The 13397-nt window shown below is 59.6% G+C and carries 11 protein-coding genes; 9 read left to right on the forward strand and 2 right to left on the reverse strand.

The annotated features are described in order from the left end of the window. Positions 1–120 precede the first annotated feature (120 nt). Together FP2506_RS03135 and FP2506_RS03140 are read left to right on the forward strand one after the other, a co-directional pair. Entirely contained in the window at positions 121–1020 is a 900-nt protein-coding gene (locus FP2506_RS03135; protein ID WP_050764977.1) for a polyprenyl synthetase family protein, read from the forward strand. Positions 1021–1236: 216 nt separating this feature from the next. Further along, positions 1237–2157 carry a universal stress protein gene (locus FP2506_RS03140; protein WP_007065932.1) on the forward strand — a complete coding sequence of 307 codons (921 nt, stop codon included), beginning with the start codon at positions 1237–1239 and terminating at the stop codon, positions 2155–2157. Between the two features lie 13 nt (positions 2158–2170). Here FP2506_RS03140 and FP2506_RS19335 read toward each other — a convergent pair whose 3' ends face one another. Both FP2506_RS19335 and ispG read right to left on the reverse strand, forming a co-directional pair. Then, positions 2171–3034, reverse strand: coding sequence for a lytic transglycosylase domain-containing protein (locus FP2506_RS19335; RefSeq protein WP_274533401.1), 864 nt, complete (start codon positions 3032–3034; stop codon positions 2171–2173). 413 nt (positions 3035–3447) lie between these two features. Beyond that, the gene (ispG, locus tag FP2506_RS03150) at positions 3448–4716 is read right to left on the reverse strand and encodes a flavodoxin-dependent (E)-4-hydroxy-3-methylbut-2-enyl-diphosphate synthase (RefSeq protein WP_040489350.1); all 1269 of its coding nucleotides are present in this window, start codon (positions 4714–4716) and stop codon (positions 3448–3450) included. Positions 4717–4875: 159 nt separating this feature from the next. Between ispG and FP2506_RS18280 the strand changes: the two genes are divergently transcribed. From FP2506_RS18280 to murJ, 7 genes are all read left to right on the forward strand, one after another. After that, complete coding sequence (locus FP2506_RS18280; RefSeq protein WP_007065935.1) at positions 4876–5049, forward strand: DUF3309 family protein; 174 nt, start codon at positions 4876–4878, stop codon at positions 5047–5049. 212 nt (positions 5050–5261) lie between these two features. Then, the gene (locus FP2506_RS03155) at positions 5262–5921 is read left to right on the forward strand and encodes an outer-membrane lipoprotein carrier protein LolA (protein WP_040489351.1); all 660 of its coding nucleotides are present in this window, start codon (positions 5262–5264) and stop codon (positions 5919–5921) included. Between the two features lie 215 nt (positions 5922–6136). Continuing rightward, positions 6137–7042 (forward strand): outer membrane protein, encoded by a 906-nt coding sequence (locus tag FP2506_RS03160; RefSeq protein WP_007065937.1) that lies wholly within the window; start codon positions 6137–6139, stop codon positions 7040–7042. A gap of 183 nt (positions 7043–7225) precedes the next feature. Then, the gene (locus FP2506_RS03165; protein ID WP_040488874.1) at positions 7226–7696 is read left to right on the forward strand and encodes a GNAT family N-acetyltransferase; all 471 of its coding nucleotides are present in this window, start codon (positions 7226–7228) and stop codon (positions 7694–7696) included. 436 nt (positions 7697–8132) lie between these two features. Beyond that, positions 8133–8699, forward strand: coding sequence for a GGDEF domain-containing protein (locus FP2506_RS03170; protein ID WP_244404117.1), 567 nt, complete (start codon positions 8133–8135; stop codon positions 8697–8699). 117 nt (positions 8700–8816) lie between these two features. Continuing rightward, positions 8817–11711: a [protein-PII] uridylyltransferase gene (locus FP2506_RS03175; protein ID WP_007065940.1), complete on the forward strand. Its 2895-nt coding sequence runs from the start codon at positions 8817–8819 to the stop codon at positions 11709–11711. Continuing rightward, positions 11708–13315 (forward strand): murein biosynthesis integral membrane protein MurJ, encoded by a 1608-nt coding sequence (gene murJ / locus FP2506_RS03180; protein WP_007065941.1) that lies wholly within the window; start codon positions 11708–11710, stop codon positions 13313–13315. The genes FP2506_RS03175 and murJ overlap by 4 nt, the downstream gene beginning before the upstream one ends. The last annotated feature ends 82 nt before the right edge of the window (positions 13316–13397 follow it).

Consider the following 13397-nt stretch of genomic DNA (forward strand, 5'->3'; position numbering starts at 1 on the left):
GTTTAGACGGCGGCTCTTGTGACGGCAACGCCGCTTCTTTCACTTGTCCGCGCCATGCCGGTGCATCGGTCTGGCGAGTGACGACAGTTGCCCGAGACGAAGGCAGGAAAATGGAGAGGAATGCTTGTAATGTTCGAGCAGAGCCTGGCACAGACCGCAGAACTGGTGGAAGGCAGGCTGAGCGAAATTCTCTCCGGCCACGATCGCGTTGCGCGAGGCGCGCCGGAACGGCTTCTGGCGGCCATGCGGCACGGCACGCTCGGGGGTGGCAAACGGCTCAGGCCGTTCCTCCTGATCGAGAGCGCGAGAATTTTCGGCATTCAAGACGACGCCGTCCTCGACATCGCTTGCGCGCTTGAGGCTATCCACTGCTATTCGCTGGTCCACGACGATCTTCCTGCCATGGACGACGACGACTTGCGACGCGGCCGGCCAACCGTGCACAAGGCCTACGACGATGCGACGGCAATCCTCGCTGGCGACAGCCTTTTGACGCTCGCATTCGGCCTTGTCGCCGGAGCGTCGAAGATCCCACCCGAAGCGCGCGTGCGGATCGCCGCGCTGCTTTCGGCCGATGCCGGAGCTGGCGGGATGGCGGGCGGTCAGGCACTCGATCTCGCGGCCGAGCAGAGCGCCTTGAGCGAGGACGAGATCGCCCGCATGCAGGCAATGAAGACGGGCGCGCTCATCGCCTTCGCCTGCGAAGGTGGCGCGATCGCAGCTGCCGCTTCGAGCGAAGATCAACGGCGCCTTCGGCGCTTCGGCGAAATAATCGGCCTTGCCTTCCAGCTTGCCGACGATCTCCTCGATGAGACGGCCGACGCGGCCCAACTCGGCAAGGCTGCCGGCAAGGACCGCGCGCGCGGCAAGAAAACGCTTCCGGCCCTCAAAGGCATCGAATGGACCCGCAACCGTCTCGCCGCCCTCGTCGCCGAAGCCGAGTCAGAACTTGCGCCCTTCGGCGACAAAGCGACTGTGCTGCTCGAAGCGGCTCGCTTCATCGCAAGCCGGGACCGGTGAAGAGAATTATGGAAAAACAAGCGATTGCCAGTTTGACCTGAGAAAGCGGTTGCGAGGAGGATCGGAGGAGCTTGCTTGAACCGATAGCAGGTACTTCCGAGCGATAGCCTCTACCCCAAGCGACTCATATCACGTCTTCCCGCCCATCTTGAATTGAAGCAAGATGTGAAACGTCTGAGCCTTGTTAGAACGGCGTTTCACCAAGGAGAACGTGCCATGGGCGACATGCTCGAACCACTCGCAGCAAGCGGGGACACGCCGACGATCGGGACCGCTGACGAATCTCGCACTGAGAGCAGGCTTGCCGATGTCGCAGTCATCGCAGACGGCTCTGAACACGACGAGACGTCGCTTGCCTACGGCGAGAGGATCGCCAATTCTTTCGGGGCGCACCTTGCCGTCCTTTACACGAATTATGTCCAGCTCGGCGCCCTGCCTCTCGGGCCCGGGTCGACCTTCCTCCTCTCCCAGCTACGCGAAAACGGCAAAGCTGCAGGCGATAAAGTCGAAGCGGCGCTCCGCAGCCGTCTGGATGCTTTGAGCGGCACGTGGGAACTGCGCCGTGCGGAAGGCGAGATTGGCGACCTCCTCGCAGCAGCAATCACCATGGCTGGCGTTAGCGACGCCGTGATCGCATCGGGCCGCAGTGCGCTGTCAGCGCCTGGTCGCGAAATCATGGAGGCGCTGCTCTTCAAGGGGAGCGCACCAGTCCTCGTCGTTCCAGACGAGACCGCTGTATTGAGCAAAGTGAACGGTTTTGCGAAATCCGTCGTGATCGGCTGGCGCGATACCCCTGAATGCGCCCGCGCTATCGCCGCCAGCATCCCGTTCCTCAAGAGGGCGAGTACGGCAACCCTTGTTAACGTCGCGGAGTCGAACGCCGACGAAGAAAGACGCTTGGTGCCCATGGCCGATATGGCGCGGCATCTCTCACGCCACGGCATCGCCGTGGAAGTCCGACATCTTGCTGTATGGCACAATCCGGCAGAGGCACTTCTCAACGAGGCGAAGATGATCGGTGCCGATATGCTTGTTCTCGGGGCTTATGGGCATTCGCGGGTCTATGAGACCGTGTTTGGCGGGGTAACCCGCGAATTCTTGCGCAGTACGCCGCTACCGGTGCTGTTCTCGCGCTGATGCGGTGAACCCGTCAGTTCTTGACGACCATGCAGGAGCCGCCCCGCTGGCGAAGCCGGCCACAGACGCGGCTCGCTTCATCGCGGTTATCGGCGCCGATCCTGACTGCATAGATTTGAGCGCGGCCGCCAGCACGGGCCCTGATCACCATGGGCTGCTTGCCGCCAATGACTGAGTCGTATTGCGAGCGTACCCGACCGAACATCTTGAGGGCGACGGACCGATTGATGTGACCGGCCACCTGAACACCCCACGGCTGTCGGCGAACCTCTGGAGTCTCGGTCGATGCGAAGACGGAGCGGGTTTTCATGATCGGGAGATCAGAGCATGATTCCATGAAGGGTTTTTTGGAGTCGAGCGGGCGTTTCTCCACGTCCCGGCCCGTCTCCAGGAACCATTCGATCGGCCGGTATGTGATCGCGTTCACGTATTCGACCGTCTCGTAGGGCAGGGTGCCTCTTGCCCCGCCAGCGATCCAACCCTTCATTCGATTGATGCCGCCGTTGTAGGCCGCCGCAGCAAGACCCCAATTGCCGAGTTCGTTCTTCAGGTCTCGCAGGTAGAGCGCCGAATGCCGGATCGCCGCTACGTAGTCGTAGGGGTCGGCGAGGCCTCTCTCTTTGGCCGTATAGGGCATGAACTGCGCGATTCCCTGTGCACCGACCGGTGAGACGGCACCAATGTCGAAGCGGCTCTCTTTCCAGATCAGTCGTGCGAAGAAATCGCGGTTCATCAGAACCTTGTCGGCATTGTCCGCAATCAAGTTGCAAATCTGCCCCGTCGTCGGGGTTTTGGTCCTCCCCACCTTGGGTTCGACCTTGTTCGCCTTGGCTTTGGTTTGGTCGCTTTCGGTCGGCATGTCCGGTTTGACGACCACAGCAATGTCTCGCTCGTCGCCAGACTTGCTGCTTTCCGGTTTCCTTGCCTCTGAATGCCCACTAGCCTGAGGATTTGAAGCGTTTACAGTTCCAGCCTCGTTCGCCGCGAAGCTCGTCGCAGGCGCGATAAGGCACAGCGCCAGACCAAGACCAAAAAAGATCGCGTATTGCCGCACGTCCCGCCTCTTGGTCCACGTTCAACAACAACTCAGTGTCCGAGGAGTTTGCCGATATGGCGGCGAGGCGCAATGGTATCGATGGTCTCTCTCGGTCCGACGTGAGAGTTCGTTTGGGTGATGTTGCCATTTTGCCGACTCGTCTCACCTAGAGCGCCGAAAGGCACTTTAAGCGCCTGGCGTCATCGATCGAAGAACGTTCGGGAAGTTCGGCAGCTCTCGCCTTGTCTTGCGACCTATTCCGCGGCGTTCTGGACCTTGCCGGTCCCGAACCGCTTCTCGATGTAGTCGGTCACCATCACCTGGAAATCGGCCGCAATATTCGGTCCTCTGAGTGTCGCCGCTTTCTTGCCGTCGATGAAGATCGGTGCGGCAGGGCTTTCGCCCGTGCCGGGCAGGGAAATCCCGATATCGGCATGTTTGGATTCGCCCGGACCGTTCACGATACATCCCATCACTGCAACGTTAAGCTGCTCGACACCGGGATATTTCTCGCGCCAGACCGGCATGTTTTCGCGGATATCGTTCTGGATCTTCTCAGCGAGCTCCTGGAACACTGTCGAGGTCGTGCGGCCGCAACCGGGGCAGGCCGCGACAACAGGAAGGAACTGGCGGAAACCCATGGTCTGAAGAAGCTCTTGCGCGACCTGGACTTCGCGAGTCCGGTCGCCGCCCGGCTCGGGCGTCAGCGAAACGCGGATCGTGTCGCCGATGCCCTCCTGAAGAAGAATGCCCATTGCGGCCGACGAGGCGACGATGCCCTTCGACCCCATGCCCGCCTCGGTGAGACCAAGATGCAGGCAGTGATCGGTTCGCCGCGACAGATCGCGATAGACTGCTATCAGGTCCTGCACGTTGGAGACTTTGGCAGACAGGATGATGTGGTCGCGCGGCAGGCCGATATCCTCAGCAAGCTCGGCCGACAACAGTGCCGACTGGATGATCGCCTCGCGCGTCACGGCACGGGCCGACTTCGGTTCGGCGAGCTCGTTATTCGCGTCCATCAGCTTGGTAAGCAGCTCCTGATCGAGCGAACCCCAGTTCACGCCGATGCGCACCGGCTTATCGTGGCGGATCGCCATTTCGACGATTTCGCCGAATTGCTTGTCCTTCTTCGACTTGAAGCCGACATTTCCAGGATTGATGCGATATTTCGCAAGCGCCTCGGCGCAGCCAGGATGATCGGCGAGCAGCTTATGGCCGATGTAGTGGAAGTCGCCGACGAGCGGCACGTCGACACCAAGCCGGTCCAGCCGCTCGCGGACTTTCGGAACAGCAGCGGCCGCCTCGTCGCGGTCGACCGTTATGCGCACGATCTCCGAGCCTGCGCGAGCGAGCGCCGCGACCTGAGCGACTGTCGCGTCAACATCCGCGGTATCGGTGTTCGTCATCGACTGCACGACAACCGGTGCGTTGCCGCCCACCATCACGCCGCCCACGTCGACACCGATCGTTCGACGGCGGTCGAGTGGTCCGGCCGGTGGTCCTCCGAGAGTTGGCGTCATGTCATCCATCGTGCAAAGCTCTTCGAAATCATCGATCTCGCAGCGGACGTGGGCCGTCTTCGTGGGCTTGTCAATTGACCTCAGCGCGATGGCGCGCATGTGACCTGCGAAAGAAGCCGTATCGTCATGTGAGCGGTCTTTCGAAGCGAGGTCACAAGAATGGATGTGGGAATTGGGCCGATCGTCGTCGTCATTGCGTTTCTCGTCATGATCATGGCCGTCCCGATCTGGCCATGGGCCCGGCCTTTCGGCTACCGCCCGACGATCATTCTGGGTATCGTCTTCATGATGATTGCCGTTTTTGTTGCAATAGGCGGATTCGGTTCCTTCTAGTCTTACTGACCACGACTTGCCGCTCTGCAAGTGTCCGCGTTCAGCTTCCCTTCATGACGAAACCGTCATGTCACAAGACATGGCAATGCCCCAATGTTACAAACATATGGGCTTCACAACGGCGTTCCGTTCAGCTTCGCGGATGTTATCTTCGCGGTATCGAGACGATGAACGGAACCGACTCGGACAAACAGACGACAATGGCGAACACGATGATTTCTTCCAAGCTTGCGGGGAAAGCAAAGGCTTTCGGCGGCCGCTCTATCCTTTCGGTGATGCTCGCACTCGGCATCGCGGCTCCAGCTGTAACGGCTTTCAACGGACCTGTGCTAGCGCAGAGCGGCGCAGCGCAACGCATCGCGGACCACTTCTCCAGTATTCCTTCGATGCACGGAGATTTCGTGCAGTTCGATCCGAACGGACGCCAAAGCGAAGGCAAATTCTACATCGAAAAGCCTGGCAAGGTGCGTTTCGACTATGCCTCCCAGCCGCTTCGCGTCATCGCAGATGGCACGACCGTCGCAATCAACAACAAGAAGCTGAACACCTGGGACACCTATCCGCTCTCCCAAACCCCGCTTAAGCTTCTTCTCGACAGGCGTATCAACCTCTCCTCGGCGAACATCCGCAGTGTGCGGGAGGAGCCGGATCTGACGACAATCGTCATGGGTGACCGTTCGGTGTTCGGTAATTCGACGATTACGATGATGTTCGATCCGCAGTCGAGCGACCTCAAGCAGTGGACAATTCGCGACAAGCAGGGCCGCGACACCACCGTAATGATCTACAACGTCAAGGAGGGCGGTGACATACAGAACTCTGCCTTCAACATTCCCTACACCGCGATCCAGCAAGGCCAGACCGGAAATTAAGACTCTCGGCTTCGTTCACTGTCGAACGGGCTTCTTCATTCGGCTCGCTCGAAGACGAGTCTATTAAGGATCTCGAGAAGGGGCGCTTCGGCGCCCTTCTTTTTTGCCGATTTTTCGACGCATAACGCTCTGTTAACCCATCCGATTTACCGTCTTCGTTAAGGCTAAAGGGTCACGAGGGGTGGCCGGAAGGCCGTTGACGCGGGGAAATCGCTATGAAGAAAACTCTCTTGACCACCGTCGCGGCCCTTGGTGCCTTGGCGGCTTTTCCATTTGCGGCGAATGCTGCCGACTTGATCGAGGAAGCTCCGGTCTACGTCGAGCCACCGGTCGTCCATCAGCCTAAGCCGATCGCCACAGCCGGCTGGTACCTGCGCGGCGACGTCGGTTACGTTTTCTCCGACAAGACCCGCGGGCGGTACAAAGTACCCTACCACTATGGGTATGATCTGGAATACGAAACCTACAGCTATGACGAGATCGAACTGGAAGAGAGCTTCCTCGTGTCTGGCGGTGTCGGTTACCGTTTCAACGATTTTGCCCGCCTTGATTTCACGGCTGACTATTTCAGCAGTGACCTTCGTGGGACCTCAAACTGCGTCGGAACGCCGTCCAGCGACTGCCGCTACGACGACAGAGCGGAAACCGACATCTGGGTCCTGATGGCGAACGCGTATGCCGACCTCGGCACCTACGGCGGCATCACGCCTTATGTTGGCGGTGGCCTTGGTTTCGCTCATGTCTCCTACGGCGAGATGAAAAACGAATTCAAGTGCGGCAGCCACTACTCATCGTCTTTCTGCGGCATAACACTCAAGCATGGCGGCAAGGATAGCTGGCGCTTCGCATACGGCCTGACAGTTGGCGCAAGCTACGACCTTACCGCCAACCTGAAGTTCGATGCGGGTTACAAATGGACCCACATCAACGATGGTGAAGCGTTCGGCTATGACGAACTTGATCGTGCCGCGGGTGCGAGCGGTACCCAAGGTTACGACAACGGCTTCGACATCCACACGGTCCGTGCCGGTCTGCGCTACGAGTTCGGTGGCATCGGCAAGGAGCCGGCCCCTGTCTATTCGGAACCGGCTCCGATCTACGATCAGGTGGTTTACAAGTAAGCCTTCGATCCAGTTCGAGAACATCAAAGCCCTGGCAAGCGATTGCCGGGGCTTTTTGCGTCGTATCTATGGATCGCTTCCCCTGTTCGCGCTGGTGTTTCGGTCTTCCGGTTGAAGAGGCGTAGCTCCTATGTGAAGCAGGTCTCCGAGCTTCACTTCCGACGACCGAGACAGCAAGCGGCTATGACCAAACTGACCCTGCGACCCAACCGACCCTTTGATCTCATGCCTCTGGCGGCGCTTCTGAACGACGAGGACGATCTCTCACTGGTCAACCCGAACGCCAAGCATCCTTTCGATCCGCTGGAATGGCAGGAGAAGTGGCTGAACGAACCCGACGACGCGTCATTCTACCTAGTCGATGAAACAGGCCGCGAGGTCGGTTTCTTCGCATTGCGAGTGGGGATCGGTCCGGAAGTGCGCCATCTCGTATACGTTTTTATCGAAGAAGGCGCCCGCGGCGGTGCTGGCAAAGAGCTCGCCGCATTGGCGGAACAGGCGGCGCGCGATCTCGGCGCGATCTCGATCACACTGAAGGTCGAGCTCGACAATGAACCTGCACTTAAAGTCTACGAAGCAGCGGGTTACGAGGAGCTTGGGCGCTCGAACGGCATGGCGACGATGCGTCGGGACTGGGGCCCCGACTTCGGCTGAACGCGCATAACTTGCTGTCAGCGCTATTGGGCATGGTCGGAAATAATACGAAAAGGTCTCGCCAAGAACGCCGTTAGGGCGCCTCTACGATAAGTCCGGGTTATAATCGATGAATTCGGTTCGAAGGACGAGATCTCTTCTGTTTCTCCTTGGAACCAGCTATTAAGGCATTTTGCCTATAGTATGAGAGATTGAATGCCGGCTCGGTCCATACAACCATTAGATGACTATTTCCCGCCCAGTTATTCCTGGTTTAATTTGTATTACTGCCGCGTCTTTGGCTGCGGCATGCCTTGTAGTACTCCTGGCGACTGCTTTTCCGCTTCTGGCCTATCTCGACGAGGGTAAGCGGCTCTTGGCGGTCGGCGCCGCTGCGCTGACAGCCTTGGCAATTATTGCGACGTTGGCAACATCGGCGTTCTGGATACTTCCCGGCATGCGGCGCCAGACGAAGGAGCAGGGCAAGCTTCAGACGCTGACCGGCGCGCTCGAGCGGCGGTCGCTAGATCTGGAAACTGCAGCACTCACCGATGCGCTCACCGGTATGCATAACCGCCGATTCTTCGACGAGGCGATGCGCCACTATCTCGCTGAATTCGAAAAGATCGGACGTCCAATCGGCTTGATGTTGCTCGACCTCGACCACTTTAAAGCTGTAAACGACACTCACGGTCACGATGTCGGCGACGAGGTACTGCGGTCTGTCGCGAACTGCCTCTTCGAATTTACCCGTCACAACGATGTCGTCGCACGTCTTGGCGGCGAGGAGTTCGCCGTCATCGCTCCGAACATGAACAAAGCCGACTGCGCGGCCTTTGCCGAGCGGATCAGGGAGGCGATCGCCAAACTCGTCGTAAGGTCTGGCAATTTTCGGGTTCGAGTTTCGGTTTCGGTCGGCGTCGCGGTCTCCAAGCGCAACGACGACGTCGGCCAGTTTTGCAAACGCGCCGACCTGAAGCTCTACCATGCTAAACAGACTGGCCGGAACCGCGTGTGCGCATAGCCCTTCGAAATCCGCATTCTTATTGAACACCGTATTCGCTCTCGCGGAGGCTTTGTTCTATAGAGATGCCTCTTGCGGCTAAGCCGTCGTCACGTTGCACTGAAATTCAGGATTGGCATGAGCCAGAACGCGCTGCTCGAACCGGCTCCGGTCGTGGAAAAGCGGACCCTAGACGGAGCCAGCCCCCTCGTTCCGCCAGCCGAAGAGGAACTGGTTTCTCTCGACGGTATCCTCGATACGGAGAAGCTGAAGGCCGATCTCGACGCCATCGCTCAGAAATACCGCGATGGCGAATGCAGTGAGCCCCGTCCCAAGGTTCTCGAGCGTCTCAAGATCGCGGTGACCGAGGGCCGGAACGCAGTGCAAGAGCTGCTTTTTGCAGACAATCTTGGAACGCTTTGCGCCCGACGCCTGGCAGCCTTGCAAGACGCGCTGATCCGCACGATTCATGATTTCGCGCTCGCCCATGTCTTTGCAGACTCCGAACTGACAACGGACGAGCGGATCGCTGTTCTTGCCGTTGGCGGCTATGGACGAGGAACGCTCGCGCCCGGCTCTGACATCGATCTCCTGTTCCTCATGCCGTCGAAAAATTCGGCGATCGGCGAAAAGATTGCCGAATATCTTCTCTATTTCCTATGGGATCTTGGTTTCACGGTCGGCCACGCCTCACGCACCGTCGACGAATGTATCGCGCTCGCCAAGGATGATTTTACCATCCGAACTTCGATCCTGGAGCGTTGGCTGATCGTCGGTCAGGCGGACGTCGCCGCCGAGCTCGATCGGCGGTTCGACCGGGAGGTCGTTCAGGGCACGAGCCGGGAATTCATCGCCGCGAAGCTCGCCGAGCGTGACCAGCGGCATTCGAAGTCCGGCAATACACGTTACCTCGTCGAGCCGAACGTGAAGGAGGGCAAGGGCGGCCTGCGCGATCTGAATACGCTCTTCTGGATCGCCAAATACCATTATCGCGTGGACACATCGGAAGCGCTTGTGAAGGCCGGCGTCTTCTCGCGGCGCGAGCAGGCGCTGTTCACCAAGGCTGAGGACTTTCTCTGGGCCGTGCGCTGCCACATGCATTTCGAAATGGGCAAGGCAGAGGAGCGTCTATCCTTCGACCTCCAGCCAACTATCGCGGAACGGCTGGGCTACAATATTCATCCTGGCCTTCAGGCCGTCGAACGGTTCATGAAGCACTACTTCCTCATCGCAAAGGATGTCGGCGATCTGACGCGCATCTTCTGTGCAGCTCTGGAAGAGGAGGAGGCGAAGGAGGCGCCCGGCCTGCGGGGCTTCGTCCGTTCGCTGCGCAACCGGGCGAAGTCGATCGCCGGCACGCTCGACTTCCATGTCGACAACAACCGCATCAACATCGTTTCACGTGACGTCTTCAAGCGCGATCCGGTCAATATCATCCGCATCTTCCGCCTCGCGGCAATGCACGACCTAGAATATCATCCTGACGCGCTGAAACTGATCCGCCGCTCCCTGCGGCTCCTTAACAAGGATCTGCGCGAGAACCCGCAGGCGAACTCGCTTTTCCTCGACGTTCTGACTGATCGAAAGAATCCGGCACTTCATCTGCGGCGGATGAACGAAGTCGGCGTGCTCGGCCGTTTCGTGCCGGAATTCGGCAAGATCGTCGCGATGATGCAGTTCAACATGTATCACCATTACACGGTGGACGAGCATCTTCTGCGGTCGGTCGCCGAGCTCTCGCGGATCGAACGCGGCGAGCTTGGCGACGAACTGCCACTCTCGACCGAGATCGTGCCGAAGCTTCGCGACAGGCGGCTCCTCTATGTTGCTCTTTTTCTGCACGATATCGCGAAAGGCCGTCCGGAAGATCACTCGATCGCCGGTGCACGCGTTGCGCGCGAGCTCTGCCCGCGTTTCGGCCTCGATTCGCGCGAAACCGAACTCGTCGCATGGCTCGTCGAGGATCATCTCGTCATGTCGATGACGGCGCAGCAACGCGATCTCGCCGATCGCAAGACCATCATCGATTTTGCCGAGCGGGTGCGCACCCTCGAGCGCCTGAAGCTTCTGGCTGTTGTCACAGTGTGCGACATCCGCGCCGTCGGGCCGGGAGTATGGAATGGCTGGAAGGGCCAACTTCTTCGCACGCTATATCTCGAAACCGAGCCGACCCTTTCAGGTGGTTTCACCCAGACCTCCCGCGAAGAACGCCTGATCGCCGCCCGCCGCCGCCTTGCAGGTCGCCTGTCCGAATGGAACGAAGAAGACCGCGACGCCTATCTCGAACTGCATTATCCCAACTATTTCCTCACAGTACCGATCGACGAACAAGTTGCGGACGCGGAGTTCATCCGCCGCGCCGGCGACAACCAACCACTCGCGACCGAGGTTACGACGGATGCCTTCCGACAAGTAACCCGCATCAAAGTGCTGGCGCCCGACCATCCGCGGCTCGTCTCGCAACTCGCCGGTGCCTGCGCGGGCGCGAAGGCGAACATTGCCGATTCGCAAATCTTCACTCTTACCGATGGTCGTGCGCTGGACGTGATGACGATCTCGCGTGCCTTCGAGAACGAGGAAGACGAAATGCGCCGCGCGCGGCGCATCTGCGAGAACATCGAGAAGCTGTTGCGTGGCGAGACCATCATGTCCCGCCTGATCGGCCAGTCCCGCGGTACGCGCCGGGCCGATCTCTTTGAAGTCAAGCCGAAGATCACCGTCGACAACAGCCTGTCGAACCGGGTGACTGTTATCGAGGTCGAGGGGCTTGACCGGACAGGTCTTCTCGCCGACATCACGGGCGCGATCTCCGATCTTAGCCTCGACATCCGCTCGGCGCATATCTCGACTTATGGTGAGAAGATCATCGACGCCTTTTACGTCACCGATCTCATTGGTGCGAAGGTCACCTCTGAAGCGAAAATCGCCCGAATAGAGCGGCGGCTGCAGAGCGTTCTCGAGAGCGCCGAGGGTGAGGTTTCCTCGGTGAATGCAATGCCATCTCAAAGCGCCTTCGGCTTTCATTACAAATGAGCCTAATTTCAAAATTCGCGACCGTTGGCGGCGCGACCATGGTCAGCCGTGTATTCGGGTTCGGCCGCGAAATGCTGATGGCTTCGGCGCTGGGCGTTGGACCGGTGGCGGACGCCTTCAACCTTGCTTTCCGGTTTCCGAATCTCTTTCGCCGCCTTTTCGCGGAAGGGGCGTTCAACGCGGCTTTCATTCCGCTCTTCTCGCGCTCGCTCGAGGAAGAGGGAGAAGCGGGCGCTCGCAGGTTCGCCTCCGAGGTCTATTCGACCCTCTTTGCGATCCTCACCGTCTTCACGATCCTTGCCTGGATCTTCATGCCCTTCCTGGTGCAAACGATCATCGCGCCGGGTCTCGCCTTTTGCGTCGACGAGGAGGGCGGCGCGGAAGCCATATCGTGCGCGGCCCGCTTCGACCTGACGGTCAGCCTCTCGCGCATCATGTTCCCTTATCTCGCCTGCATGTCCCTGATGGCGATGGTTTCGGGGATCCTCAACTCCTTCCGTCGCTTCTTTGCCGCCGCAGCCGCGCCGACCGTTCTCAATTTCGTGCTGATCGGCGTCATCGGCTATGCGATCGTCGCCGGTTACGACAAGCCGTCGACCGGTTATTTGATGAGCTGGGGCGTGCTCGCCTCGGGCCTGCTGCAGCTTGCGATCGTTGTCGTCGCAATGCGCCGCGCCGGCTTCAACGTCTCGCTCCGTATGCCGAAATGGACGAATGGACTGAAGCGATTGTTGATCCTGGCTGGGCCCGCCGCTTTGATCGGCGGTATTACCCAGATCAACCTTTTCGTCGGTCAGGCGATCGCCTCTTTCAAACCGGGTGCGGTCTCAATCCTGCAATATGCCGACCGGCCATACCAACTGCCGCTCGGCATGGTAGGTGTCGCGATCGGTGTCGTCCTCCTGCCCGAACTCGCGCGTTCGCTCAAAGCCGGGCGGCTGGCCGAGGCGCAGCATACTCAGAACCGCTCGCTCGAATTCGCGCTCTTCCTCACCGTACCGGCGGCGGTCGCGCTTTTCATCATCCCGGAGCCGATCATCCGCGTCATCTACGAGCGCGGCGAGTTCGATCCGTCCTCGACCCCTGCGGTGGCCGCCGTCCTCGGCCTTTATGCTCTGGGCCTGCCTGCCTTCGTCATGATGAAGGTGTTCCAGCCTGGCTATTTCGCACGTGAGAATACCCGAAGCCCGATGATCGCGACCATGATCTCGGCCGGCGCCAACATCGTCCTCTCGCTCGTCCTGTTCCAGATCATTGCCGAACAGGGCATTGCGCTGGCGACGACCATTGCCGGCTGGCTCAACGCAGGTCTGCTTTTCTGGGGCCTTTACCGAAAGGGGCTCTGGGAGATCGACGGCCAACTCATGAAGCGCTCGGCGCTGGTGCTGCTCAGCGCAGGCCTGATGGGCTTGTCTCTCATTGCCATGATGTGGGAGCTCGGTGACTGGCTGAACCCGAGCGATCCGGTCTCGACACAGATCGCCGCGATCCTGGTCCTCGTCCCCGTAGCGATGGCAATCTATTTCGCCCTGTCGTTGCTCACAGGCGCCGCAGACCGCCGTCTGGTGTTGGGGCTTGTAAAACGGAAGCGCGTGAAGCCTTAGGCCGGCTCTGCTCAGCCGGCGAGGGTGAAAGTCGAGCAGACCGCTTTGATCGTCGGCCGCTTTTGGCGCGGAAGCTCAAAAG

The sequence above is a fragment of the Fulvimarina pelagi HTCC2506 genome (assembly GCF_000153705.1).
Classification (GTDB): domain Bacteria; phylum Pseudomonadota; class Alphaproteobacteria; order Rhizobiales; family Rhizobiaceae; genus Fulvimarina; species Fulvimarina pelagi.